Source organism: Pseudomonas sp. NFACC10-1, from assembly GCF_900119195.1.
Lineage (GTDB): Bacteria > Pseudomonadota > Gammaproteobacteria > Pseudomonadales > Pseudomonadaceae > Aquipseudomonas > Aquipseudomonas cerasi.
Genome location: NZ_FPJB01000001.1, coordinates 639,774 through 662,478 on the forward strand (window position 1 = coordinate 639,774; position 22,705 = coordinate 662,478).

A 22,705-nucleotide genomic window follows, 5' to 3' on the forward strand; every position below is an offset into this window, starting at 1 on the left:
AATCCGATTGCAGGGCTGCTGCGAGGGTTCGATGCCCTCGCAGCTTCCCTCGGTTGCCGGTCGGCTTCATACTCCGCGCATCACTCGTGGTCATGAGCCAACAATGAAAACAACTGACGACTCCGTTGCCGTTGCGTCGAAAGGGCGCAAGAACAATCCGGAAAAGACCCGCGAAGACATACTGCAGGCCGCCGTTGCCGAGTTTGTCGCCCATGGCCTGTCGGGGGCGCGCGTCGATGCCATTGCCGAACGCACCAAAACCTCGAAACGGATGATCTATTACTACTTCGGCAGCAAAGAGCAACTGTACGTCGAAGTGCTGGAAAAACTCTACGGCGCGATTCGCAACACCGAGAGCCAGCTCAATCTGTCCGAACTCGAGCCGGTGGAAGCGATTCATCGTGTGGTCGAGTTCACCTTCGATCACCACGACAGCAATGTCGATTTCGTCCGTATCGTGTGCATCGAAAACATCCATAACGGCGAGAACGTCAAACAGTCCGAATCGATTCAGGCCAAGAGCCAGAACATCATCAGGGCGCTCGACGGCATCCTGCGTCGTGGCGAAGCCAGCGGCCTGTTTCGTGACGGTGTTCATCCGGTGGACCTGCACCTGATGATCAGCTCGTTCTGCTTCTACCGGGTCTCCAATCGCCATACCTTCAGCGAGATCTTTCAGATCGAGTTGTGGAGCGAGGAGGTCAAACAGCGTCACAAGGCAATGATCTGCGACGCTGTGTTGCGTTATCTCAAACGCTGATGTTTACAACGTGTGGAAGTGCGCCATCATCCGCTCTGCATCGGCGGACTGGCCACTGAACAGTTCAAAGGCCTTGACTGCCTGAAACACCGCCATGGTACTGCCATCCAGCGTTCGGCAGCCCAATGCGCGGGCATGCTTGAGCAGCTCGGTTTCCAGCGGAAAGTAAATGATTTCCGCCACCCACAGCTCGGGCCGCAGCAACCCGACCGGCAACGGCGTGCCTGGCAGTTTGGTCATGCCGACCGGCGTGGTATTGACCAGTCCGTCGGCTTCGGCCATCGCCGCAGGCAGGTCGATGCCCACCTGAGCGCGCCCGGCACCGAAGTGCTGGTTGAGGTTGTCCACCAGCCCTTGGGCGCGTTGCGGCTCGACTTCGAACACGCTGAGGCGCTCGACGCCCGCGCCCAGCAGCGCATGAGCCACGGCAGCGCCCGCGCCGCCTGCACCCATCTGCACCACCTGTTGACGTGGTGCCTTGTCCAGGCCGCGCTGGAAACCTTCGGCGAATCCCAGGCAGTCGGTATTGTGACCGATGCGCTTGCCGTCCTTGAACACCACCGTATTCACCGCGCCGATACCGCGCGCTTCATCGGACAGCTCATCCAGTAACGGGATGACTGCCTGCTTGCACGGGAAGGTGATATTCAGGCCAGTGAAGCCGCACTGTTGGGCGCCTTCCAGAAGCCGGGGCAGGGCGTGGATGTCCACTTGCAGGGCATCGATGTCGATCAGCCGATACAGATAGCGCATGCCTTGCGCATCGCCTTCATGCTCATGCATGGCGGGCGTTCGCGAGGCCTGGATGCCCGAGCCGATGAGGCCGGCGAGGATGGAGGGTTTTTCAGCATGAGTCATAAAATACGTCTCTTGTTTTTGTGTCACTGCCCGATTGGCGGCAGGTGTTAAACGGAATGTACCAGATGGTTAATAGTGCCGCAGGCAGGAGTCGATTACCACGCAGCGATGTTGTGCGGTGATCGCACTAATCAGTGATAATCCACCGCCAGCCGCTTCAGGCTTACACGAGTCCGAGTTCCCGCATGTCCGAGTCCGTCTTCAACGCCGCACAGCAGCAAGCCAGTACGTTGTATCTGCCACCGGGCTCGTGGGCCACGGTGCTCGATTGCCTGTGCGCGAAATTTCCGGCCATCAGCCGCGAACAATGGCTGGATCGGTTTGCCCGCGGCCGGGTGCTGGACGAAAACGGCAAGGCCATCGCGCCTGATCTGGCGTATCGGGAAGGGCTGCGGGTTCACTACTTTCGTGAGGTTGCCAACGAAACGCCGATCCCTGTGGTTGAAACGATCCTCTACGCCGACGAGCATCTGGTGGTGGCTGACAAGCCGCACTTCCTACCGGTGACACCCGCAGGCGAGTATGTCGAGCAAACCTTGCTGCGGCGCTTGATCCATCGCCTGGACAACCCTGATCTGGTGCCGCTGCACCGCATCGACCGGCACACCGCAGGGCTGGTGCTGTTTTCCGCCAACCGGCAGACGCGCTCGGCTTATCAGGCATTGTTTCCCACCCGGCGCATCGACAAGTTTTACCAGGCCATTGCACCAGCGCTGCCGGAACTGATATTTCCGCGTCTGCACGAGAGTCGTCTGGTCGAGGGTGAACCGTTCTTTCGCATGCATGAAGGCGTCGGCGCGAGCAACACCCGTACGCAGATCGAGGTGCTCGAACGGCAGGATAAATTGTGGCGTTACGGGCTTTATCCGGTGACCGGCAAAAAGCATCAGTTGCGCGTGCACATGGCTGCGCTGGGCGCTGCCATCTGCAACGACCCGTTTTACCCGGACGTGGTGAAAGACCCGGTGGACGACTATCGGCATCCCTTGAAGCTGCTGGCCAGCAGCTTGCGCTTCATCGATCCCATCAATGGCGAGCCGCGCCACTTCGAGAGCCTGTTGCAGCTCGACTGGTAGTACAGGGGCAGTGAAATGACAGGCAAAAAAAACCCGCACTCGGCGGGTTTTTTCAAATCAGTAACGCGACATCCGGATCACAGATCCTTGACGGTACGTACCTGATCCTTGTTGATGCGGGTCTGCTTGCCGTCGAGTTGCTTGAACTCGTAGAAGCCGGATTCTTCATCGTACTTCGGCGTGTCGACAGCCTGAATTTCACGACCATCGTTCAAGGTGATCACAGTGGGCGATGCGCAGCCGGCGAGGGAGGCAATGCTCAGTGCAAGCAGGAAGGCAGCGGGGAGGGTCCGTTGTTTCATTACTGTGTCTCCAGATGGATTCTTGATTTGCTGAACTCTCAGACGGATACACCGTCAGCAAGTTCCGTATACACCCGCAGCAACTTCAATGACCAGTCACTTGTTGCGGTTTTCACTGATCCCGGTCAACAGACAGGGAGTGTTCAGGTTGGCCAGGCGTGGATCACCGGCTTCCAGTTGCAGAGCGACTGGCTGCAGCGGTTCCAGAGCCCGTCTCGGACTGCGTTCGCCGGCCTGCCATGCGGCTTCCAGCGTTGCGGCGTGAGCGACAGGGATCATACCTAAAAGCGGCTGCCAGTGCTGACCTTCACGCACCATTATCGGTCGCTCCGGGTATTCAGAGGCTTTTTCACGCAATGCGTGCAGCAACGCTTCATCGACCAAAGGTGCGTCGCAGGGCAGGATCAGCAACCATCGATGCCGCGCCAGGGGCAGTGCGGCGCGAATCCCGGCCAGAGGGCCGTTGAAATCGGTATCGTCGTCCTGCACCAGTCTATCGGCGTAACGCGCATAGCGATCGATATTGCGATTGCAGGAAATGATCAGATCGTCGGTCAGCGGCCGGGTCAGACGATGCAGATGTTCGATAAGCGGGGTGCCCTGCCATTCGATCAGGCCCTTGTCGCGCCCGCCCATGCGCTGTCCCCGGCCTCCGGCCAGCAGCAGAATCGAGCAGGGCGGCAGTGGGGCAGGAACATTCATCGAACACTCGTCGGGCAGTCAAAAGGAGGGCTGTGATATAACACCCGCCTGTTTTCTTAACAACTGGATGAGGCCATGAAAGCCAAGGCTGACACACCTTTCGTACCCCTTAATATCGCCGTACTGACCGTCAGCGATACCCGCACCCGTGAAACCGATACCTCGGGGCAGATGTTTGTCGACCGCCTGACCGACGCAGGCCATGGTCTGATCGAGCGCGTGCTGCTCAAGGATGACCTGTACAAGATCCGCGCTCAGGTAGCGACCTGGATTGCCGACGATCAGGTGCAGGTCGTGCTGATCACCGGTGGCACCGGCTTTACCGGCCGCGACAGCACACCTGAAGCCGTAGCCTGCCTGCTGGACAAGCAAGTCGATGGTTTTGGCGAGCTGTTCCGGCAGATATCGGTGCCGGATATCGGCACGTCCACCATTCAGTCCCGCGCGCTGGCCGGCCTGTCCAATGGCACGCTGGTGTGCTGCCTGCCAGGGTCCACCAATGCGGTGCGCACGGCATGGGACGGCATTCTTGCCCAGCAGTTGGACTCGCGTTTCCGTCCCTGCAACTTTGTGCCTCACCTCAAGCAGGCCGAGCCCTGTGCGACTCGTGGTTGAGTGCTCATGAGCAACGAGCCGAAAACCCTGCTGCCTGTTGAAGACGCCATTGCGCGTCTGTTGAAAATGGCCGAAGCCACGCCGATCACCGAGCGCCAATGCGTCTCGCTGGCCGATGCCGAAGGCCGCGTACTGGCAGTGGATCTGGTCTCCACGCTGGATCTGCCGCCCTGGCCGAACAGCGCCATGGACGGTTATGCCTTGCGCGCGGCGGACTGGCACGGCGAGCCGTTGACGGTCAGTCAGCGTATCTTCGCTGGTCAGGCCCCCGAGCCTCTGGCCCCTGGCACCTGCGCGCGTATCTTCACTGGCGCGCCGATGCCCGAAGGCGCTGACTGCGTCGAGATGCAGGAAAACGCTGAGGTGCTGACGGATCAGCGTGTGCGGTTCAACGAACCGCTGGGCGCCGGGCAGAATATTCGTCCGCAAGGCCAGGAAACCCGGGTCGGCGATACTGTGCTGGCCGCCGGCACGCGGCTGGGTCCGATCGAACTGGGTCTGGCGGCCTCGCTGGGCCTCGCCGAGCTGGAGGTCATTCGCCGCGTGCGGGTCGCGGTGCTGTCTACGGGCGATGAGTTGATTGAGCCCGGTCAGCCGTTGGGGCCGGGGCAGATCTATAACAGCAACCGGGTGTTGCTGTGCAGCTGGCTGAAGCGGCTTCAATGCGAGGTCGTGGATGCCGGCATCCTGCCGGACGATCTGGAAAAGACGCGTGCTGCGCTGGCGAATCTGCAGGGTGTCGATCTGATTCTCTCCACGGGCGGAGTGTCCGTGGGCGAAGCTGATTTCCTCGGCCACGCATTGCGTGAGGAGGGCGAGCTGACGCTCTGGAAGCTGGCCATCAAGCCTGGCAAGCCGCTGACCTTCGGGCATTTTCGGGGTGTGCCGGTGATCGGTCTGCCTGGCAATCCAGCCTCTACGCTGGTTACCTTCGCCTTGCTGGCTAGGGCTTACCTGCTGCGTCGCCAGGGCGTGATCGACGTCGCTCCCTTGCAGTTTCCGGTGCCGGCCGGGTTTGTCTGGACGCGTCCTGGCAATCGTCGCGAGTACCTGCGCGGCCGTCTGGAGCAGGGCCGGGCGGTGGCGTATCGCAATCAGAGTTCGGGAGTCCTGCGCAGCGCTGCGTGGGCCGATGGTCTGATTGAAGTGCGCGAAGGCTCGACCGTTGCCGAAGGCGACTGGGTCAACTTCATCCCGTTGAGTGAAGTGCTGGGCTGAGTGCATTCGAATGGTGGGGCGGGTACGCATGAGCTACGCTCAACAACGCTGACACAGTGGGCAACCGGACTTCGCCCTGGAGTATTGTTATGGCGCCATTGAGAGTGGCTTGTGTGATCCCGACCTACAACGGACGCAAGGATCTGGAACGTCTGCTGGATTCACTGGCTGCGCAGACTGCCAGCTTCGATACGCTGATCGTGGACTCCAGTTCCTCGGATGGCACGCTGGAGCTGGCGCAAGCCCGATGTGCCAATGTGCTGCGCATCGACAGCAAGGATTTCAACCACGGCGGTACCCGGCAGATGATGGTCGATCTGCATCCTGACTATGATGTGTATGTCTTCATGACCCAGGATGCGTACGTTGAAGACATCAATGCCATCGCCAACATTCTGCTGCCGTTCGCCGACTCGAAGGTCGGTGCGGTATGCGGGCGACAGTTGCCGCACAAGGACGCCAACCTGCTGGCCCAGCATGCGCGGCTGTTCAATTACCCGCCGACCTCGCAGATCAAGACGCTCGCCGACGCCGGTACGCTGGGTATCAAGACGCCATTCATGTCCAACTCGTTTGCGGCCTATCGAGGCGAAGCGTTGCGGGCCATCGGCGGTTTTCCGCAGCATGTGATCCTTTCGGAGGACATGTACGTCACCGCGAAAATGCTTATCGATGGCTGGAAAGCGGCTTACGAAGGCTCGGCTGTATGCCGTCATTCCCATAATTACAGCCTGCGCGAAGAGTTTCGCCGTTACTTTGATATCGGCGTGTTCCAGGCCCGCGAGGCGTGGATCTACGAAACCTTTGGCGGCATTGGCGGCGAGGGCATGCGTTACGTCAAGTCCGAGCTGAAATTCCTCGGTCCCCGGCGAATCCTCTGGTGGCCTGTGTCGTTCGTGCGCAATGCGCTGAAGCTGCTGGCCTACAAGCTGAGCCGACAGGAAAAGCGCTTGCCGCGCGGCGTGAAGAAGAAGCTCGGCATGTACGCGCGCTACTGGGACAGCCCTTACGCCTGAGTTGCGCCGCAGACCACGCCTGCGGCGTATAGGCAGGTCAGCTTTTTGCGGCTTCTTCGTCCAGACGGTCTGCCTCGAACAGTTGCGCGAGGTCGGCCCTGGCTTCGCGGGCGGTCTGCAGCACCTTGGCGTCGTCGTCATACACCTCATGCTGAGCGGCCAGCACCTGTTCGTCGTGACGCTTGAAGCGACTGATGCGTGCGTCGGCCTGTGTTTCGCTGAGGCCCAGGCCCATGAGGGTCTGGCGACTCATTTCCAGGCTTGAGTAGAACGTTTCGCGAACCGCGTGAGCCCCCAGGTCCATCAACCGATGAACATGCTGGCGGTTACGTGCGCGAGCAATGATCTTCATGTGCGGATACAGTTTGCGAATCAGCTCGGCAGTCTTGATGTTGGTGTCCGGATCATCGGTCGCGATGACAAAGAATTCGGCCTCATCGACCTTGGCGGCACGCAATATTTCCGGGCGCAGCGGGTCGCCATAGAAGACCGGGACATTGCCGAAGCTGCGTGAGAACTCGATGGACTCTACGGCGGTGTCCAAAGCGATGAAAGGAATCTTCTGCGCGCGCAGGATACGCGCGACGATCTGCCCCATACGGCCCATGCCGGCAATGACCACCCGTGGTTTGTCGGTCTGGATATCGCGGTACTCGTCCGGCACCTCGACAGGCTTGATCCTGGGTTTGATCCAGCGCGCCAGGGCAATGAACAGCAACGGTGTGATCGCCATCGACAAGGTGATGGTCAACACCAGCATGTCGTACAGCCCGGCCTCGAACAGCCCCTGAGCGCTGCCGATCTTGAACACCACGAAGGCAAACTCGCCGCCTGCGGCCAGTACCAGGCCCAACTGCAACGCGCTGCGGTTGTTGAGTTCGCCAAGGGTGCGACCGATCAGGAACAGCATCGGCAGCTTGATTGCGATCAGCAGCAGCGTCAGGCCCAGCACGATCAGCGGCGAGCTGAGCAACAGGCCGACGTTGGCGCCCATGCCGACGCTGATAAAGAACAGCCCCAGCAGCAATCCCTTGAACGGTTCGATCTGTGCTTCCAGTTCGTGACGGTACTCGGAGTCGGCCAGCAACAGGCCAGCGAGAAACGCGCCCAGCGCCATGGACACCCCCACCAGTTCCATCAGCCACGCCGTGCCTATCACCACCAGTAAGGCCGTGGCGGTCGAGACTTCCTGGATTTTTGTCTTGGCGACGATACGAAACACCGGACGCAGCAAATAGCGTCCGCCAATCACCACAATGGCAATGCTGCCCAGCACGCGCAGGCCGTGGTTGATGCTTTCGCCGGTGTCCATCGCGTGATCGGCCCCGGCCAGGAATGGCACCATCGCAATCAGCGGGATCGCCGCGATGTCCTGAAACAGCAGAATGGCGAACGCCATCCTGCCGTGCGGGCTGTTCAGTTGTTTGCGCTCCGCCAGGCTCTGCAGGCCAAAGGCCGTGGACGACAGGGCAAGGCCGAGGCCCAGAATGACCGCAGTGTTCAGCGACTGGCCGAAGGCAGCGAAGGCGACCCCGCCGATGATCAGGCCGGTGAGTAGCACCTGCGCCATGCCGACGCCAAACACGGATTTGCGCATCACCCATAAACGTTTGGGCGAAAGCTCCAGGCCAATGATGAACAGCAGCAGTACTACGCCAAGTTCGGAAATATGGCTGACGCTCTCGGTATCGCCGATCAGACCCAATACCGAAGGGCCAATGATCACGCCGGCGAACAGATAGCCGATCACCGCGCCCAGCTTCAGCCGCTTGGCCAACGGAACAGTCAGCACGGCGGCGAGTAGAAACACTACTGCGACCTGCAGCAGGCTGCCTTCATGGGGCATGTGAAACTCCTTGGTAATAATTGAACACACTGTTGAAGCAGGGGCGGTATTAAAGCATGGGAGTTTTACACGGCAACGCGCATCGCGGCATGACGATAATCAACGTCGTTAATAGAACGTGCAGGAGAGGGCGTGCAGGAGAGTGAGGCGAGACAGAGGGTGACGATGCCATCCGTCGCGCATCGGCGTAAGATATGCGCGCAAACAGGCAGCGTCAGTTGCCCGCTCATGAGCATTCAGGAAGCCGTTATGACCAACAAGCAGCGTTTGATTTACTCGATTCTGATCGCCCTCGGCGTTCTGGCGATCATGCTGGGCTTGTCGCATCTGCAAAACACCGGTGCCATCACCGAAAAGACCTTTCAGTACATCGCGATCAGCGTGGCGGTGCTGGTAGTGATCCTCAACGGCATCATGCGTCGCAAGGTCAAGCGCTAAGCGCTGATGGTCGATGCGGCAAGGGGGCTGTGCTTACTGGGCGCTGTCCTTGCCGACGTCTCCCAGCCATTCCCGGGCGCGAGGGTGCAGACTGTAGGTCTTGTCATCGTTGAGGTGGATCACGCCCTCGTCGCACAGACGCTTGAGCACCTCGCGCACGCTCAGAAACGATAGCGGCACATCGAGCCTGAGCAACTGGCTGTGTACGCCGCGCACTCCTAGGGGATGGCCTTCCTCGCTCGAGACCAGCAGCGCATCGAGCACCTTGAGCCTGACCAGGCTGGTGCGCAGGCCAAAGCTTTTCAGGAGCATCCGGATGTGCTCGTTTCCGGGGCGCTCGGCCTCCAGAGCGGGCGACTGTGCCTGCGCAGCCAGTGCGGTTTGCCGCAGCAGGGTGCGAGTCGTGATTCCTTGGCGATTGAACATCCGTAAACTCCTTTTCAGGCTTTTTTTAAACACTCTCGATTACTAAGACGAACGAGCTCGGCAAAACCTCAGTTATCAGCGGAAAAAAATGTGCGGCTCAACGTGTACAGGCTCGCTGCAGCGTTGTGCGCTTGAGGTTAGATGAACAATCGTCGGTCGCGAGAGGAGATTGTTCCGACGGTGGGCGCAGTCGAAGTCGCTGCGCATCGGCAAGACTGCGAGTGCGATCAGCCTTTCGGTGTGTCGGAGGTGCGGCGATTGAGCACCGGATTGCCGTTCTGATTCTGCGTCACGTAAACCGGCAGCACCTTGGGCAGAGAAGTCAGCAGGCTCGACAGGTCATGGGTGTTGTAACTGCCGCCCAAGCGCATGGCACCGGTTGCGCTGTCCGCCAGCAGGATAGGTGTTTGCAGGTAGCGATTGATCAGCGGCAGTGCCTGGCTGAGCGGCAGATCATTGAAGATCAGCTTGCCATTGCGCCACGCCAGGCTGGTATCGCGTGCTTCGGTCTGACTGATCAGTGGAGCATCGTCGCCCGCCTTGTAGCTGGCCTGCATGCCAGGGGCGAGAGGGTGGTTCGAGGAAGGATGTGCACGATCACTGGTGACCTGAACCGACCCCTCGACCAGCGTCACGCGTACCTGATCCTGGTACATCCATACATTGAAACGTGTGCCGGTGACCGTGATGCTGCCTGAGCCGGCGTCGACAACAAAGGGGTGGGTGTTGTCGTGGCTGACCTCAAAGAACGCCTCGCCCTTTTTCAGCGTGACGCTGCGTCGATCCCGGTAATTGGCATAGGTCAACTCGGTACCCAGGTTCAGCTCGGCGCGGCTGCCGTCTTCCAGCATGACCAGGCGTGTGGTGGTATCGGCGTTGTAAGTTTCGTAGGTATCAGGCAGCCAGCCTTGATGCCAGCCGACGTACCCGGCAATCGGTAGCGCCAGGGCAACGACCGCTGCGGCTGCGGCCAGTTTTGCCCAGCGGCGACCGCGACGAGGCCGAACCTGACCGGGCCGATCAGTCTGGGCTTGGCGCACAGGTGCCGGATTAAGCGGTTCGATTTGCCCGGTGATATCCCAGACTTCCAGCATGGCGTTGTATTCGACCGCATGCAGGGGGTGGGCCTTCAGCCATTGCTCGAATGCTTTTCGTTCGGCAGCGGTACAGTCTTCTGCATGCAGGCGCATGCACCAATGCGCAGCGGCATCGGTGATCGCGTCGTGTTCTGCGTTGCTGAAAAGAGGGTCGCTCATGGGCGCTCCGGCCTATACCTTCGGCGCATTCTACCCTTTGATTTCAGGGAGAGAGAACATTTGCCGGCTATTGCCTATCAAGGTGCTGCGTATTTTCTGGTGAATGCAAGCTGCTCTCATTGAAAACTATCCGTCGCAGTCTGCCCGCCGCAATGAAGTTAGTGCCCGGGGAGTGTCTTTGCAGAGTCCTCGGCGCTACTCTCGGAACCTGTCTTCGCCTTGTCGTTCTCGCTAGCGTTCTCGATCTACCGCCATGAACAGGAGTTTCAGATGCGCGCCAACCCTGCCGATCAGTCGACCCGGACCGTTTCCTTTGAGCAACTGACAGATCTGTTGCGCCGGATCTTCCTTGCCCACGGCACTAGCACGGAGGTTGCCGACGTGCTGGCCGAGAACTGCGCCAGCGCCCAGCGCGACGGCTCGCATAGCCATGGCATCTTTCGCATTCCCGGCTATCTCTCATCGCTGGCCAGCGGGTGGGTGAACGGCAAGGCTGTGCCGGTGGTCGAGGATGTCGGCGCTGCGTTTGTCCGGGTCGACGCCGGGGGCGGCTTTGCCCAGCCTGCACTGGCGGCGGCCAGAGCCTTGTTGATCGACAAGGCACGCAGTGCCGGAATTGCGGTTCTGGCCATCCGCAACTCTCATCACTTCGCTGCGTTATGGCCGGATGTCGAGCCTTTCGCCGAACAGGGGCTGGTTGCCCTGAGCATGGTCAACAGCATGACCTGCGTTGTGCCGCATGGTGCGCGTCAGCCTCTGTTCGGCACCAACCCGATTGCCTTCGTCGCGCCCCGTGCAGGCGGAGTGCCTATTGTTTTCGACCTGGCGACCAGCGCCATCGCCCACGGTGATGTACAGATCGCCGCACGTGAAGGTCGGCTGTTACCAGCGGGCATGGGTGTCGATCGCGACGGCCAGCCCACTGAAGAGCCGCGCGCCATTCTCGAGGGTGGTGCGTTGTTGCCGTTCGGCGGGCACAAGGGTTCGGCATTGTCGATGATGGTCGAGCTGCTGGCCGCAGGGCTGACAGGGGGCAATTTCTCGTTCGAATTCGACTGGTCGAAGCATCCCGGTGCGCAGACGCCCTGGACCGGCCAGTTGCTGATCGTCATCGATCCTGACAAGGGCAGCGGTCAGTCGTTTGCACAGCGCAGTGAGGAACTGGTGCGGCAACTGCATGGGTCCGGGCAGGAGCGTCTGCCGGGGGATCGACGCTACAGCGAGCGCGCTCGATCAATGGCGCACGGTATCAGCATCGCCCAGGCTGATCTGGATCGCCTGCAGACCCTGGCGGGGCATTGAGCCATTTACACATTCACCGACCATTCGTCGCGACCGGTCTTGTATCGGCGCGCAGTTCAAAATACTGTATGCATGAACAGTAAAGAACGAATGAGGTCTGTCATGTCCCTTAAGTCAGCGCAAAGCCCGGTTGCTCAACAACATCGCATGCTCTCTGCAGCCAACGAAATGCAGCGTGAGGATTTTCTCCAGTTGGCGGCCGCACTGCGCCAGTTCAATGCCTACGAGCCAGAGGTGTCGATAGTCATCGCGGCTGCCCGCGCGGGCGGCGAATACCGCCAGGCTGGCTCGATGGAATAAGGTGGCTGATCACAGCCACGGCACGTCTCGGGTTGATTGTGAGTATACGCAGCGTATATGCTTCATATATTCAACTTGAGGTGAATCATGGGTCTGGTAAAAATTTCCGAAAACATGCACGCCAATCTGCGCTCTGCCAGCGTTGCGCTCAGCCGCTCGATCAATGCGCAGGCCGAGCACTGGATGCGTGTCGGTATGCTCGCTGAACTGCACCCGACGCTGGATTACAGCGAGATCTGCCAGATGCTGATCCGTCTCGAAAATGCCGGTGAGACCGTGCTGACCGCTTCGAACTTCAACGTCTCGGAGCTTTCGGCTTCCAGCCTTTCCAAGGCGGTCTCATGAGCAGCGCTATCGGTCTCAAGACCGAACAGGACCTCGTGCAACTGCGCATAGCCGGCAGACTGGCTGCCGATGTACTTGCGATGATCACGCCTTACGTCAAGGCGGGCGTCAGCACCGAAGCGCTTGACGACATCTGCAACGAATACATCGTCAAAGAGCTGAAAGTGATTCCTGCGAATGTGGGCTATCACGGTTTTACCAAGACCACCTGCATCTCTCCGAACGCCGTGGTGTGCCATGGCATACCTTCTGCCACCGATATCCTCAAGGAAGGCGATATCGTCAATATCGATGTCGCGGTCATCAAGGACGGCTGGTATGGCGATACCAGCCGTATGTACCTGGTGGGTGAGGTCAGCCCCCTGGCCAGGCGTCTGGTCGAGACGACCTATGAGGCAACCCGCGCCGGTATTCATGCTGTGCGTCCGGGTGCAACCCTGGGTGATATCGGTTACGCCATCCAGAGCGTCGCTCATCGCGAAGGCTTTAGCGTAGTGCGTGAATATTGCGGACACGGCATTGGGCGCAAGTACCATGAAGAGCCGCAGGTTTTGCACTACGGTGCGCAGGGCAAAGGCCTCAGGCTCAAGCCGGGCATGGTGTTCACCATTGAACCGATGATCAATGCGGGCAGGGCGGGCACCCGGACGCTGCCGGATGGCTGGACGGTTCTGACCAGCGACCTTTCACTGTCTGCGCAGTGGGAGCATATGGTTGCCGTCACCTCGACCGGTTTCGAGCTGCTGACGCCGTGGCCTGATGGCACAGGCGCTTACCCTGCCATTTGATCCGCAAGTGTCTGGCAATGCATAGGAACAACGGCCTTCTCGAAGGCCATTGTTGTGTTGAACAGGACGATGTTTCAGGCTTGCAGCGAAGCCCTTCTCCAATGCACCTGCGTCACGCCAAAACGCTTTGCCTGCAAGGTTGCGACGCCTATCGGGCCTGCGGATATATTGCCGCTCACGGTCCCGACACCTGCATGCAGGGTCGCACAGTGCAAGGCGTCGCTCTGGCACAGTTGCGTTGCCTGATGCAGAAAGCAGTGAGGTTGGCCATTGAATTGATAGTGAATTTCAAATTCCGTTTGATGATTCATCTTCCCTGCCTGCTAACGTGATAATCAGCCTGACTGTTTTGGGCATATACACGAAAGGGGGCCTCCCGATCACGCCTTTGATTCCAGAGAGTAGACCGAAAATCGTAGCGTTCATGGATTGAGTTAAGAGATGTCCGATAAGTGGTTTTGGATTCACTCAAGCGCGTTAATCAATGGCCGAGCACTCATCCGTTTGAGGGCTCGGCCTTTGATCAAGCTTCGTTATTTACACGACTTCAGGTCTACCGGGCCTACAAAATCATTACCACGTCCCATGACACAGGCGACCTGCTGGTTACGCTGGCGCTCCCATGCCTGGGGCGGATAGGTTTTATCCCAGGCCTGATAGAGCTGCTGGTCCTGGCGCGAGAGGCGCAGATTGTACTGTTTGCTCATGTAGAAGTAGGTGCGCGCGATCATGCCGCGTATCGAGGGGCGAGGCATGACCTTTTTGGCCTTGAAATCCACCTGTGTCAGGCATGAACCGTACTGGCCCTTTTGCTCGGGTATCCAGCCAAAACTGAAGTTGCTGCGGTCACCGTTGACCTCGCCGATGCTGGGTACCAGATTGTGCAGGTCTGCCTCGGCGCGTTTGTAAATCGGGTCAGCTCGTGTGCAGTTCTTGCGCCCGCCGTTCTGCCAGCATTGGCGCAAGTGGCCGATCTGCCAGGCAGGCACAATGTGCTCCCATTCGATACGACTGGCCCGTTTGGCGCTCTTGCGCGGGACATAGCCGCAGCCCGCGAGGTCGACCCGATTGCCGGTGTATTTGCAGCCGCAGTAAAACTCGGTCGACTGCGGTGCATACAAGCCCCAGGCAACTTTCTTGGCTTCGCTGAAGGTACGCGGGGCTTGTGCCTGGGCGGCGAATGAGGCGGTGATGAGCAGGGTGGTGCAAAGCAGTGTGGGAAATCGAAACGTCATGCCGTCAGTCTTCCTTCGGCAACGTCCAGAATATTTGCACGCCACCGTCGTCGCGCCAGGCGAGGGTGACATTGTCGTTCTCGGCTATTTCTTCAAGGAGTTGCGCCCAGTCGTCCTCTGCCTCGTCTGGCTGACGAAAGAGCAGGGCAGCCCTGGATTTCTGTGCGGTGGGCGAGTTGATGATCTTCTGTACCCGCATGCCCATACGCTCGTAAGGGCCGGGAATGGAAGGTGTCGCTGCGCTTTGTTTTGCCACGGAAAAAGGTCCCTGAATATTGCTGTACGGGCATACAGTATTTCAGTGTCGGATCTTTCGCAACATCTATGTAAGATAAAGCGCTCGAAGTGGCACACTATTGCCTTGAAAAAACACCCTGACGTTTCCGGAGTCACGCATGAATATCAAGTCACTGGCATTTCCGTTACTGGCCTCGGCAGTTGTGCTGCTGGCAGGCTGTTCCACGCCCTCGGTCGTCACGCTGCAAAACGGTACTCAGTACGTGACCAAAGACATGCCCAAGACCAAGACACGCGACGGTTTCTACGAGTTCGAGGATATCTCCGGCAAGACCGTCCGGATCAAGGCTGATGATGTAGCGACGGTCAAACCTGAAGAGTGAGACCCGACTGATCGTGACGCCCGTTCCCCGCGCTAGCGGGGGCGGGCAGCTCGGTAAGATTTAATTTCAGGTGGATTGACAAAGGTTGCAGCTTTTTCCATAGTTCGCTCCTCGCAAACGTTTGCGCGTCGATGCCCGGCATCGATCCTGCGCCGTTCGCCCGAACAATAATCACAAGATCGGAGATGAACTCATGAAGCTGCCATTCGCTGGACGCCTTCTCGCTGTCGCCATGTTTGCTGCCGTCACGGCAGTCATGCCCCTCTCTACCGTCTATGCCCAGACGCCTGAAAAACCCAAGGTCGCACTGGTCATGAAATCGCTGGCCAACGAGTTCTTCCTGACCATGGAAGACGGTGCCAAGGCCTACCAGAAAGAACATGCCACCGAATTCGACCTGATCTCCAACGGGATCAAGGATGAGTCCGACACGTCCGCGCAAATCCGCATTGTCGAACAGATGATCGCCTCCAACGTGAATGCGCTGGTGATCGCACCAGCCGACTCCAAGGCGCTGGTACCGGTGCTCAAGAAAGCCACCGATGCCGGAATCAAGGTCGTCAACATTGACAACCAACTCGATGTCGACGTGCTCAAAAGCAAGAACCTGCAAATCCCGTTCGTAGGGCCTGACAACCGCAAGGGTGCCAAGCTGGTGGGCGACTATCTGGCCAAGAAACTGACCGCTGGCGACGAGGTGGGCATCATTGAAGGTGTGTCGACCACCAATAATGCTCAGCAACGCACCGCCGGTTTCAAGGACGCCATGGACGAAGCGAAAATGAAAGTGGTGTCCACGCAGTCCGGTAACTGGGAAATCGACAAGGGCAATGCTGTGGCCTCGGCGATGCTCAACGAATACCCGAACCTGAAAGCCTTGCTGGCCGGTAATGACAGCATGGCGCTGGGCGCCGTCTCTGCAGTGCGTGCGGCAGGCAAGGCTGGCAAGGTCATGGTCGTGGGCTACGACAACATCAATGCGATCAAGCCGATGCTCAAGGATGGCCGGGTTCTGGCCACGGCCGATCAGTACGCAGCCAGGCAGGCGGTCTTCGGCATCGAAGCTGCCCTCAAGCTCGTCAAAGGCGAGAAGGTCGACACTAACGACAAGGGCGTGATCGAAACGCCGGTGCAACTCGTTACTCAACCTTGATCCACGCCGTGTAAAGGTGCCCGTCCGCAGAGGACGGGCGCTGGGAGAAATGTATGTCAGCGTCTGCTCAGACAGCTGTTCTTTCGGTCAGTGGCATCGGCAAAACCTACGCACAGCCCGTACTTGGTGACGTCGACCTGACGTTGATGCGTGGCGAAGTGCTCGCCCTGACCGGGGAAAACGGTGCCGGTAAAAGCACCTTGTCGAAAATCATCGGCGGGCTGGTAACCCCTACCACCGGAAACATGGAGTTCCAGGGCCAGCCTTATCAGCCTGCAAGTCGTACCCAGGCCGAAAAACTCGGCATTCGCATGGTCATGCAGGAGCTCAACCTGCTGCCGACCCTGACCGTGGCCGAAAATCTGTTTCTTCATGACCTGCCACGCAGGGCCGGCTGGATCGACCGCAAGCGCTTGCGCGAAAACGCGATCGAGGCCATGGCCCAAGTGGGGCTGGACGCCATTGATCCCGACACGCTGGTCGGCGAATTGGGGATCGGCCACCAACAGATGGTCGAGATCGCCCGCAACCTGATCGGCGACTGTCACGTGCTGATTCTCGACGAACCCACTGCCATGCTCACCTCGCGCGAAGTGGAAATGCTCTTCGAGCAGATCACACGGCTGCAGGCACGTGGCGTCTCGATCATCTACATCTCCCATCGGCTTGAAGAGCTGGCCAGGGTGTCCCAGCGCATCGCTGTGCTGCGCGACGGCAAGCTGGTGTGTGTCGAGCCGATTGCCCGATACAACAGTGAGCAACTGGTGACCCTGATGGTCGGCCGTGAGCTCGGCGAGCATATCGACATGGGCGCCCGGCAGATTGGTGAGGTGGCGCTGTCGGTCAAGGGGCTCAATCGCGCCGGCAAGGTTCAGGATGTGTCCTTCGACGTGCGTCGAGGTGAAATCTTCGGTATTTCCGGGCTGATCGGTGCCGGGCGTACCGAGTTGTTACGCCTGATCTACGGTGCAGACGTTGCCGACAGCGGTGACATCGAAGTCGGAAAGCCGCTGCGGAAAGTCAGCATTCGCTCGCCAGCCGACGCGGTGGAGCAGGGTATCGCGCTGATCACGGAAGACCGAAAGAGCGAAGGCCTGCTGATGTCGCAATCGATCAGCGCCAACATTGCGCTGGGCAACATGCATTCGATTTCCAGCGCGGGCATGGTCAACAGCGACGACGAGCTGAAGCTGGCGCAGCGCCAGGTAGCGGCCATGCGCATTCGCAGCTCCAGTCCGGGCCAATTGGTCTCCGAGCTGTCGGGTGGCAATCAGCAGAAGGTGGTGATCGGTCGCTGGCTGGAACGTGACTGCACGGTGATGCTGTTCGACGAGCCGACACGGGGCATCGACATCGGTGCCAAGTTCGATATCTACGCGCTGCTGGCCGAATTGACCCGTCAGGGCAGGGCGCTGGTGGTGGTTTCCAGTGATCTGCGCGAGCTGATGCTGATCTGTGATCGTATCGGCGTGCTGTCTGCCGGTCGCCTGATCGACACGTTCGAACGCGACAGCTGGACCCAGGACCAATTGCTGGCCGCTGCCTTCGCCGGTTATCAGAAACGTGACGCGCTGCTCAATGATGCGGCGCCCAGGAACGACTCATGAAAAATACTCCTTCTCCGACGCTGACTGTGCCAGTCCGTCGCGGCGGCAACTACTTTGGTCTGGGTACCTACATCGGGTTGGCCGGTGCGTTGCTGGTGATGATTGTGCTGTTCTCGCTGCTCAGCGATCACTTCCTGTCCTACCAGACCTTCAGCATGCTCGCCAACCAGATCCCGGACCTGATGGTGCTGTCGGTCGGCATGACGCTGATCCTCATCATTGGCGGCATCGACCTGTCGGTCGGCTCGGTGCTGGCCCTGGCCGCTTCGGCGGTCAGTGTGGCAATCCTCGGCTGGGGCTGGAGCGTGTTTCCGGCGGCGCTGCTGGGCATTGCCTGTGCGACGCTGGCGGGTACGGTCACCGGTTCGATCACGGTCGCCTGGCGCATCCCTTCGTTCATCGTGTCTCTGGGCGTGCTGGAAATGGCCCGTGGCGCGGCCTACCAGATGACCAATTCGCGTACCGCCTACATCGGTGATTCGTTCGCCTGGCTGTCCGATCCGATTGCCTTCGGCATTGCGCCGTCCTTCATCATCGCGTTGCTGATCATCTTCGTCGCTCAGGCAGTACTGACCCGGACCGTTTTCGGTCGCTACCTGATCGGTATCGGCACCAACGAAGAGGCCGTGCGTCTGGCGGGTATCAATCCCAAGCCTTACAAGATTCTGGTGTTCTCGCTGATGGGGCTGCTGGCCGGTGTCGCGGCATTGTTCCAGATATCCAGGCTGGAAGCGGCCGATCCGAATGCCGGCGCCGGGCTTGAACTGCAGGTCATTGCAGCCGTGGTGATCGGCGGCACCAGCCTGATGGGCGGACGCGGTTCGATCATCAGCACCTTTTTCGGTGTGCTGATCATTTCCGTGCTGGCCGCAGGCCTGGCGCAGATCGGTGCGACCGAGCCGACCAAGCGGATCATCACCGGTGCGGTGATTGTGATCGCTGTGGTACTGGACACCTATCGCAGCCATCGGGCTCGGCGCCAGGGCTGATATGGCAACCATCAAGGATGTCGCGGCCCTGGCGGGGATCTCGTACACCACGGTTTCCCACGTGTTGAACAAGACCCGGCCGGTGAGCGAGCCTGTCAGGCTAAAGGTCGAAGCCGCCATTGCACAGCTCGATTATGTGCCCAGTGCAGTGGCGCGTTCGCTGAAGGCCAAGACCACCTCGACCATCGGCCTGTTGATTCCCAACGGCATGAACCCGTATTTCGCCGAGTTGGCGCGGGGCATCGAGGATTACTGCGAGCGCAACGGTTTTTGCGTGATCCTTTGCAACTCCGATGATAATCCGGAGAAACAGCGTGGCTATCTGCGCGTGCTGCTGGAAAAGCGTGTCGACGGTCTGATTGTTTCTTCGGTGGGTGGCGATGCCGGTATTGCAGGTGGCCTTGCCGAGGTTCGTACGCCGTTGGTGATCGTTGACCGGGAACTGGACGGTATCGATGCCGACATGATCCGTATCGACCATGAGCAGGGCGCTTATCTGGCGACTCGGCACTTGCTGGACCTCGGGCATCGCGCCATTGCCTGCATCGGCGGGCCATTACACAGCACAGTGGCCGAGATGCGTCTGGCGGGGTACCGGCGCGCCCTGCAGCAGGCGTCCGTTCAGGTGCGGGCCGAATGGGCGGCGCACAGTGAGTTCACCAGCTCTGCCGGTCATGAGGCAGCGTGTCAGCTTCTGGCAGCGCATCCGCCAACGGCGATTTTTGCCGGCAACGACGTCATTGCCATCGGCGTATTGCGCGCCGCCGCCGAGCGCTTGATTCGCGTACCTCAGGACCTGTCGGTGATCGGTTTCGATGATATCCAGATGAGTCGCTATGTTTATCCGGCGCTGACCACCGTGGGGCAGTCGATCATGCAACTGGGCGAAACCGCCGCAGAAATGCTGCTGAGCAGAATCGCCACACCCCATGGGCTTCCTGCCGAAAAAAGACTCGTGACGCCCAGCGTCGTGGTGCGCGAGTCCACGGCAGCGCCCACTACTTTGTCCAACGAATGACGCGCACGCGCAGCAACGGATTAATGAGCCATGCAAGCAAAAATAGTGATAGTGGGCAGTCTGAACATGGATCTGGTCATCCGCGCCCAGCGTCTGCCGCGTCCCGGCGAGACCTTGAGCGGGGAAACATTTGATACCGTGCCGGGCGGCAAGGGGGCGAATCAGGCGGTTGCTGCGGCACGTCTGGGTGCCAGCGTAGCGATGATCGGTTGTGTCGGGGCTGATGCCTACGGTGAGCAACTGCGTGCGGCGCTGCTGGCCGAGCATATCGATTGCCAGGCGGTGACCGTCGTTGAGGGTGTGTCCACCGGGATCGCCTCGATCGTGGTCGACGCCAACAGCCAGAACGCTATTGTCATCGTGGCCGGTGGCAATGGTCGGCTCAGTCCGGCATTGATCGAGCGCTTCGATGCGCTGCTGGCGGATTCGCAAATCGTCATCTGCCAGCTCGAAGTGCCGACCGAGACCGTTTTCCATACCCTGGCCCGCGCACGTGCGCTGGGCAAGACCGTCATTCTCAATCCTGCGCCGGCCAGCGAGCCGCTGCCGGCAAACTGGTATGCCCTGATCGACTACCTGATCCCCAACGAAAGCGAAGCGCAGACCCTGACCGGTGTCAGCGTTGACTCACCGGCGGCCGCTGAAAACGCGGCTTCGGCGATGCTGGCGGCCGGCGCGCGCAACGTGATCATTACCCTTGGCGAGCGCGGAACCCTGTTCGCCAATGCGTCTGGCGTTGAGCATATTCCCGCACGTCGTGTGCAGGCCGTGGACACCACCGCTGCAGGTGATACCTTTGTCGGCGGTTTTGCGGCGGCATTGTCCGCAGGCCATGGCGAATTGCAGGCAATTCGTTTCGGTCAGGCTGCGGCGGCCATCTCCGTCACCCGAGCGGGTGCCCAGCCGTCCATCCCGACGTTCGAGGAAGTACAGGAATTCAATTCGCTATGAAAAAGACCCCGCTACTCAATATTGCCCTGTCCCGCGTGATTGCATCGCTGGGTCACGGTGACATCCTGATGATCGTCGACGCCGGCATGCCAGTACCGGCGGGCGTCGAATTGATCGACCTCGCGCTGACCCGCGGTGTGCCGGATTTCATCAGTGTGCTGGATGTCGTGCTGAGTGAAATGCAGGTTGAAAGCCACGTATTGGCCAACGAGATGGCCGAGATCAAGCCGCCTGCTTTGCAGGTGATCGAAAGCCTGAATCTGGACGACCAATTGGGGCAACAACGCTGGATAAGCCATGAAGACCTCAAGGTCTTGAGTCGCAAGGCCAAGGCAATCATCCGTACCGGAGAATGTCAGCCGTACAGTAATGTGGCGCTGGTGTCCGGAGTCGTCTTCTAGGCTATGTGCAAAAAGTGGCTGCGCTCGGTGATGCTGCGTTAAAAACAGGCTCGGAATGCTCATTTACAACACGTAGACTCCGCTTCCTCGCCTGTTTTTGCCTTGCCTGACCTTCGCTCGCCGACTTTTCGCAAAAAGCCTAGTTATTCAAGAAAGGGAGTTTCATATGACATTGATACAGTTTTCCAGACAGTTCATTCGTGGAGCGTTGCTCTTGTCCATCCTCGGTACTGCCGCTGTCCAGGCGGCTGAAAAGCGCGATCTGATCATCGATACCGATCCAGGTGCGGACGATGTCGTCGCGCTATTGTTGGCGCTGGCGTCACCTGAAGAGCTGAACGTGATGGCTATCACCACGGTGGCTGGTAATGTGCGCCTCGACAAGACCTCGCGTAACGCCAGGCTGGCGCGGGAATGGGCCGGGCGCGAAGAGGTGCCTGTGTATGCCGGTGCGCCCAAGCCGTTGGTGCGTACACCAATCTATGCCGAGAACGTTCACGGTCAGGAAGGCCTGCCGGGTGTACCCGTGCATGAGCCCGCCAAGGGGCTGGCCGAAGGCAATGCCGTCGATTACCTGATTCGCACCCTGAGCAAGGCCAAGCCGCACAGCATCACCATCGCCATGCTCGGCCCGCAGACCAATCTGGCGCTGGCGCTGGTGCAGGCTCCGGAAATCACCCAGGGCATCAAGGAAGTGGTAGTCATGGGTGGCGCGCATTTCAACGGCGGTAATATCACTCCGGTTGCCGAATTCAACCTGTTCGCCGACCCGCACGCCGCGCAGATCGTTCTGGCCAGTGGTGTGAAGCTGACGTACGTGCCGCTGGACGTGACCCACAAGATTCTCACCAGTGAACAGCGCCTCAAGCAGATCGCCGCACTGGGCAATAATGCGGGCAAGCTGGTGGACGGCATTCTCAATGAATACGTCAAGCTGGACATGGAGCATTACGGTTTGCCCGGCGGACCGGTACACGATGCCAGCGTGATTGCCTGGCTGCTCAAGCCTGAGTTGTTTTCCGGACGGCAGATCAACGTCGCAGTGGACACCCGTGAGGGTATCGGTTTCGGTCAGACAGTGGCCGACTGGTACGGCACACTCAAGCAGCCGCAGAACGTATTCTGGGTCGAGAACGGCGACGCTCAGGGGTTCTTCGATCTGCTGACCGAGCGTCTGGCGCGCCTCAAATAATCACGCATTCTGAAGCCGCGTATCAGGCGGGCAATCCTGCCGTGGCGTAGCGGCTCAGCACTTGGCTGATGAAGGCACGGGCACCCTCGGTGCCCAGTTCCTTGATCAGCAGGTCAACTGCGATGATCATCAGTTCTTCCGGATTCCCGGGGCTGTGCGAGCAGTGGCCCTGAGGCCATCTGGCCTTGATGTCTGCGTCTAGGGTTATGGCTGTCATGTCTGTCTGATCTCCAGTGAAGGGTCACGCACACGCTGCTCGCTTCCCGGCGCTTGTGTCTCTGGCAGTAAACC

Annotated in this window: 28 protein-coding genes; 18 read left to right on the forward strand and 10 right to left on the reverse strand. The window is 59.6% G+C overall.

What is annotated here, in order from left to right; translation table 11 throughout:
* The first annotated feature begins 103 nt into the window (after window positions 1-103).
* The gene (locus tag BT119_RS02615) at window positions 104-760 is read left to right on the forward strand and encodes a TetR/AcrR family transcriptional regulator (RefSeq protein WP_003433017.1); all 657 of its coding nucleotides are present in this window, start codon (window positions 104-106) and stop codon (window positions 758-760) included.
* A gap of 3 nt (window positions 761-763) precedes the next feature.
* Here BT119_RS02615 and BT119_RS02620 read toward each other — a convergent pair whose 3' ends face one another.
* A complete protein-coding gene (locus tag BT119_RS02620; RefSeq protein ID WP_003433016.1) occupies window positions 764-1,618 on the reverse strand; it encodes a shikimate dehydrogenase in 855 nt (284 codons plus the stop codon).
* Between the two features lie 185 nt (window positions 1,619-1,803).
* Here BT119_RS02620 and BT119_RS02625 point away from each other — a divergent pair, with 185 nt between their 5' ends.
* Complete coding sequence (locus tag BT119_RS02625) at window positions 1,804-2,694, forward strand: pseudouridine synthase (RefSeq protein ID WP_072364713.1); 891 nt, start codon at window positions 1,804-1,806, stop codon at window positions 2,692-2,694.
* A 77-nt stretch (window positions 2,695-2,771) separates the two neighbouring features.
* Here BT119_RS02625 and BT119_RS02630 read toward each other — a convergent pair whose 3' ends face one another.
* Together BT119_RS02630 and mobA are read right to left on the reverse strand one after the other, a co-directional pair.
* On the reverse strand, window positions 2,772-2,996 hold the full coding sequence (locus BT119_RS02630; protein WP_002553129.1) for a YgdI/YgdR family lipoprotein: 225 nt from the start codon (window positions 2,994-2,996) through the stop codon (window positions 2,772-2,774).
* A gap of 96 nt (window positions 2,997-3,092) precedes the next feature.
* On the reverse strand, window positions 3,093-3,698 hold the full coding sequence (gene mobA / locus BT119_RS02635; protein ID WP_024663339.1) for a molybdenum cofactor guanylyltransferase MobA: 606 nt from the start codon (window positions 3,696-3,698) through the stop codon (window positions 3,093-3,095).
* Window positions 3,699-3,773: 75 nt separating this feature from the next.
* On the opposite strand from mobA, the gene moaB reads away from it, so the two are divergent.
* The 3 genes from moaB to BT119_RS02650 all read left to right on the forward strand — a co-directional run bounded on the left by moaB (window position 3,774) and on the right by BT119_RS02650 (window position 6,547).
* Complete coding sequence (gene moaB, locus BT119_RS02640) at window positions 3,774-4,313, forward strand: molybdenum cofactor biosynthesis protein B (RefSeq protein ID WP_002553131.1); 540 nt, start codon at window positions 3,774-3,776, stop codon at window positions 4,311-4,313.
* 6 nt (window positions 4,314-4,319) lie between these two features.
* Entirely contained in the window at window positions 4,320-5,531 is a 1,212-nt protein-coding gene (gene glp, locus BT119_RS02645) for a molybdopterin molybdotransferase MoeA (protein ID WP_003433014.1), read from the forward strand.
* An 89-nt stretch (window positions 5,532-5,620) separates the two neighbouring features.
* Entirely contained in the window at window positions 5,621-6,547 is a 927-nt protein-coding gene (locus BT119_RS02650; RefSeq protein WP_003366963.1) for a glycosyltransferase family 2 protein, read from the forward strand.
* A gap of 37 nt (window positions 6,548-6,584) precedes the next feature.
* Here the strand turns inward: BT119_RS02650 and BT119_RS02655 are convergent, their stop codons facing one another.
* Window positions 6,585-8,393: a monovalent cation:proton antiporter-2 (CPA2) family protein gene (locus BT119_RS02655; protein WP_058397558.1), complete on the reverse strand. Its 1,809-nt coding sequence runs from the start codon at window positions 8,391-8,393 to the stop codon at window positions 6,585-6,587.
* A gap of 249 nt (window positions 8,394-8,642) precedes the next feature.
* Between BT119_RS02655 and BT119_RS02660 the strand changes: the two genes are divergently transcribed.
* Window positions 8,643-8,831, forward strand: coding sequence for a hypothetical protein (locus tag BT119_RS02660; protein ID WP_003366968.1), 189 nt, complete (start codon window positions 8,643-8,645; stop codon window positions 8,829-8,831).
* Between the two features lie 33 nt (window positions 8,832-8,864).
* Here BT119_RS02660 and BT119_RS02665 read toward each other — a convergent pair whose 3' ends face one another.
* Together BT119_RS02665 and BT119_RS02670 are read right to left on the reverse strand one after the other, a co-directional pair.
* Entirely contained in the window at window positions 8,865-9,257 is a 393-nt protein-coding gene (locus BT119_RS02665; protein ID WP_024663342.1) for a Fe2+/Zn2+ uptake regulation protein, read from the reverse strand.
* Between the two features lie 227 nt (window positions 9,258-9,484).
* Window positions 9,485-10,513 (reverse strand): FecR family protein, encoded by a 1,029-nt coding sequence (locus tag BT119_RS02670; protein WP_072364715.1) that lies wholly within the window; start codon window positions 10,511-10,513, stop codon window positions 9,485-9,487.
* 270 nt (window positions 10,514-10,783) lie between these two features.
* Between BT119_RS02670 and BT119_RS02675 the strand changes: the two genes are divergently transcribed.
* From BT119_RS02675 to map, 4 genes are all read left to right on the forward strand, one after another.
* Window positions 10,784-11,815 carry an Ldh family oxidoreductase gene (locus BT119_RS02675; protein ID WP_072364717.1) on the forward strand — a complete coding sequence of 344 codons (1,032 nt, stop codon included), beginning with the start codon at window positions 10,784-10,786 and terminating at the stop codon, window positions 11,813-11,815.
* A gap of 102 nt (window positions 11,816-11,917) precedes the next feature.
* Entirely contained in the window at window positions 11,918-12,115 is a 198-nt protein-coding gene (locus BT119_RS02680; RefSeq protein ID WP_003366979.1) for a hypothetical protein, read from the forward strand.
* Window positions 12,116-12,202: 87 nt separating this feature from the next.
* A complete protein-coding gene (locus BT119_RS02685; protein ID WP_003366981.1) occupies window positions 12,203-12,460 on the forward strand; it encodes a ParD-like family protein in 258 nt (85 codons plus the stop codon).
* The gene (map, locus tag BT119_RS02690) at window positions 12,457-13,248 is read left to right on the forward strand and encodes a type I methionyl aminopeptidase (RefSeq protein WP_003433008.1); all 792 of its coding nucleotides are present in this window, start codon (window positions 12,457-12,459) and stop codon (window positions 13,246-13,248) included. Before BT119_RS02685 ends, map begins: the two co-directional genes overlap by 4 nt.
* Before the next feature lie 74 nt (window positions 13,249-13,322).
* Here the strand turns inward: map and BT119_RS02695 are convergent, their stop codons facing one another.
* From BT119_RS02695 to BT119_RS02705, 3 genes are all read right to left on the reverse strand, one after another.
* Window positions 13,323-13,559 carry a DUF6555 family protein gene (locus tag BT119_RS02695; protein ID WP_003366986.1) on the reverse strand — a complete coding sequence of 79 codons (237 nt, stop codon included), beginning with the start codon at window positions 13,557-13,559 and terminating at the stop codon, window positions 13,323-13,325.
* A 222-nt stretch (window positions 13,560-13,781) separates the two neighbouring features.
* Window positions 13,782-14,483: an endonuclease gene (locus BT119_RS02700; protein ID WP_003433007.1), complete on the reverse strand. Its 702-nt coding sequence runs from the start codon at window positions 14,481-14,483 to the stop codon at window positions 13,782-13,784.
* Window positions 14,484-14,487: 4 nt separating this feature from the next.
* The gene (locus BT119_RS02705; protein WP_003366989.1) at window positions 14,488-14,739 is read right to left on the reverse strand and encodes a DUF1654 domain-containing protein; all 252 of its coding nucleotides are present in this window, start codon (window positions 14,737-14,739) and stop codon (window positions 14,488-14,490) included.
* Window positions 14,740-14,878: 139 nt separating this feature from the next.
* Between BT119_RS02705 and BT119_RS02710 the strand changes: the two genes are divergently transcribed.
* The 8 genes from BT119_RS02710 to BT119_RS02745 all read left to right on the forward strand — a co-directional run bounded on the left by BT119_RS02710 (window position 14,879) and on the right by BT119_RS02745 (window position 22,414).
* Complete coding sequence (locus BT119_RS02710; protein ID WP_003433005.1) at window positions 14,879-15,103, forward strand: YgdI/YgdR family lipoprotein; 225 nt, start codon at window positions 14,879-14,881, stop codon at window positions 15,101-15,103.
* A gap of 193 nt (window positions 15,104-15,296) precedes the next feature.
* Window positions 15,297-16,256 carry a sugar ABC transporter substrate-binding protein gene (locus tag BT119_RS02715; protein ID WP_003366993.1) on the forward strand — a complete coding sequence of 320 codons (960 nt, stop codon included), beginning with the start codon at window positions 15,297-15,299 and terminating at the stop codon, window positions 16,254-16,256.
* A 53-nt stretch (window positions 16,257-16,309) separates the two neighbouring features.
* Complete coding sequence (locus BT119_RS02720) at window positions 16,310-17,863, forward strand: sugar ABC transporter ATP-binding protein (RefSeq protein ID WP_003366996.1); 1,554 nt, start codon at window positions 16,310-16,312, stop codon at window positions 17,861-17,863.
* Entirely contained in the window at window positions 17,860-18,852 is a 993-nt protein-coding gene (locus tag BT119_RS02725; RefSeq protein WP_003366998.1) for an ABC transporter permease, read from the forward strand. Before BT119_RS02720 ends, BT119_RS02725 begins: the two co-directional genes overlap by 4 nt.
* A gap of 1 nt (window position 18,853) precedes the next feature.
* Window positions 18,854-19,870 (forward strand): LacI family DNA-binding transcriptional regulator, encoded by a 1,017-nt coding sequence (locus BT119_RS02730; RefSeq protein ID WP_060707595.1) that lies wholly within the window; start codon window positions 18,854-18,856, stop codon window positions 19,868-19,870.
* Window positions 19,871-19,900: 30 nt separating this feature from the next.
* Window positions 19,901-20,821 carry a ribokinase gene (gene rbsK, locus BT119_RS02735; protein WP_044308301.1) on the forward strand — a complete coding sequence of 307 codons (921 nt, stop codon included), beginning with the start codon at window positions 19,901-19,903 and terminating at the stop codon, window positions 20,819-20,821.
* Window positions 20,818-21,222, forward strand: coding sequence for a D-ribose pyranase (gene rbsD / locus BT119_RS02740; protein WP_003350274.1), 405 nt, complete (start codon window positions 20,818-20,820; stop codon window positions 21,220-21,222). The genes rbsK and rbsD overlap by 4 nt, the downstream gene beginning before the upstream one ends.
* A gap of 166 nt (window positions 21,223-21,388) precedes the next feature.
* Window positions 21,389-22,414, forward strand: coding sequence for a nucleoside hydrolase (locus BT119_RS02745; RefSeq protein WP_003319093.1), 1,026 nt, complete (start codon window positions 21,389-21,391; stop codon window positions 22,412-22,414).
* A 22-nt stretch (window positions 22,415-22,436) separates the two neighbouring features.
* Here the strand turns inward: BT119_RS02745 and BT119_RS02750 are convergent, their stop codons facing one another.
* Window positions 22,437-22,631 (reverse strand): hypothetical protein, encoded by a 195-nt coding sequence (locus BT119_RS02750; protein WP_003367008.1) that lies wholly within the window; start codon window positions 22,629-22,631, stop codon window positions 22,437-22,439.
* Between the last annotated feature and the right edge of the window lie 74 nt (window positions 22,632-22,705).

What these genes read in the sequence shown, in the direction of transcription:
- BT119_RS02620 (WP_003433016.1), bottom strand. Translation starts at nt 1,618, where the DNA reads ATGACTCATGCTGAAAAACCCTCCATCCTCGCCGGCCTCATCGGCTCG.
- BT119_RS02655 (WP_058397558.1), bottom strand. Translation starts at nt 8,393, where the DNA reads ATGCCCCATGAAGGCAGCCTGCTGCAGGTCGCAGTAGTGTTTCTACTC.
- BT119_RS02670 (WP_072364715.1), bottom strand. Translation starts at nt 10,513, where the DNA reads ATGAGCGACCCTCTTTTCAGCAACGCAGAACACGACGCGATCACCGAT.
- BT119_RS02730 (WP_060707595.1), top strand. Translation starts at nt 18,854, where the DNA reads ATGGCAACCATCAAGGATGTCGCGGCCCTGGCGGGGATCTCGTACACC.
- BT119_RS02750 (WP_003367008.1), bottom strand. Translation starts at nt 22,631, where the DNA reads ATGACAGCCATAACCCTAGACGCAGACATCAAGGCCAGATGGCCTCAG.
- rbsK (WP_044308301.1), top strand. Translation starts at nt 19,901, where the DNA reads ATGCAAGCAAAAATAGTGATAGTGGGCAGTCTGAACATGGATCTGGTC.
- BT119_RS02680 (WP_003366979.1), top strand. Translation starts at nt 11,918, where the DNA reads ATGTCCCTTAAGTCAGCGCAAAGCCCGGTTGCTCAACAACATCGCATG.
- BT119_RS02685 (WP_003366981.1), top strand. Translation starts at nt 12,203, where the DNA reads ATGGGTCTGGTAAAAATTTCCGAAAACATGCACGCCAATCTGCGCTCT.
- BT119_RS02665 (WP_024663342.1), bottom strand. Translation starts at nt 9,257, where the DNA reads ATGTTCAATCGCCAAGGAATCACGACTCGCACCCTGCTGCGGCAAACC.
- BT119_RS02695 (WP_003366986.1), bottom strand. Translation starts at nt 13,559, where the DNA reads ATGAATCATCAAACGGAATTTGAAATTCACTATCAATTCAATGGCCAA.
- rbsD (WP_003350274.1), top strand. Translation starts at nt 20,818, where the DNA reads ATGAAAAAGACCCCGCTACTCAATATTGCCCTGTCCCGCGTGATTGCA.
- BT119_RS02630 (WP_002553129.1), bottom strand. Translation starts at nt 2,996, where the DNA reads ATGAAACAACGGACCCTCCCCGCTGCCTTCCTGCTTGCACTGAGCATT.
- BT119_RS02660 (WP_003366968.1), top strand. Translation starts at nt 8,643, where the DNA reads ATGACCAACAAGCAGCGTTTGATTTACTCGATTCTGATCGCCCTCGGC.
- BT119_RS02720 (WP_003366996.1), top strand. Translation starts at nt 16,310, where the DNA reads ATGTCAGCGTCTGCTCAGACAGCTGTTCTTTCGGTCAGTGGCATCGGC.
- BT119_RS02725 (WP_003366998.1), top strand. Translation starts at nt 17,860, where the DNA reads ATGAAAAATACTCCTTCTCCGACGCTGACTGTGCCAGTCCGTCGCGGC.
- moaB (WP_002553131.1), top strand. Translation starts at nt 3,774, where the DNA reads ATGAAAGCCAAGGCTGACACACCTTTCGTACCCCTTAATATCGCCGTA.
- BT119_RS02715 (WP_003366993.1), top strand. Translation starts at nt 15,297, where the DNA reads ATGAAGCTGCCATTCGCTGGACGCCTTCTCGCTGTCGCCATGTTTGCT.
- BT119_RS02745 (WP_003319093.1), top strand. Translation starts at nt 21,389, where the DNA reads ATGACATTGATACAGTTTTCCAGACAGTTCATTCGTGGAGCGTTGCTC.
- BT119_RS02650 (WP_003366963.1), top strand. Translation starts at nt 5,621, where the DNA reads ATGGCGCCATTGAGAGTGGCTTGTGTGATCCCGACCTACAACGGACGC.
- BT119_RS02625 (WP_072364713.1), top strand. Translation starts at nt 1,804, where the DNA reads ATGTCCGAGTCCGTCTTCAACGCCGCACAGCAGCAAGCCAGTACGTTG.
- mobA (WP_024663339.1), bottom strand. Translation starts at nt 3,698, where the DNA reads ATGAATGTTCCTGCCCCACTGCCGCCCTGCTCGATTCTGCTGCTGGCC.
- map (WP_003433008.1), top strand. Translation starts at nt 12,457, where the DNA reads ATGAGCAGCGCTATCGGTCTCAAGACCGAACAGGACCTCGTGCAACTG.
- BT119_RS02675 (WP_072364717.1), top strand. Translation starts at nt 10,784, where the DNA reads ATGCGCGCCAACCCTGCCGATCAGTCGACCCGGACCGTTTCCTTTGAG.
- BT119_RS02700 (WP_003433007.1), bottom strand. Translation starts at nt 14,483, where the DNA reads ATGACGTTTCGATTTCCCACACTGCTTTGCACCACCCTGCTCATCACC.
- glp (WP_003433014.1), top strand. Translation starts at nt 4,320, where the DNA reads ATGAGCAACGAGCCGAAAACCCTGCTGCCTGTTGAAGACGCCATTGCG.
- BT119_RS02710 (WP_003433005.1), top strand. Translation starts at nt 14,879, where the DNA reads ATGAATATCAAGTCACTGGCATTTCCGTTACTGGCCTCGGCAGTTGTG.
- BT119_RS02615 (WP_003433017.1), top strand. Translation starts at nt 104, where the DNA reads ATGAAAACAACTGACGACTCCGTTGCCGTTGCGTCGAAAGGGCGCAAG.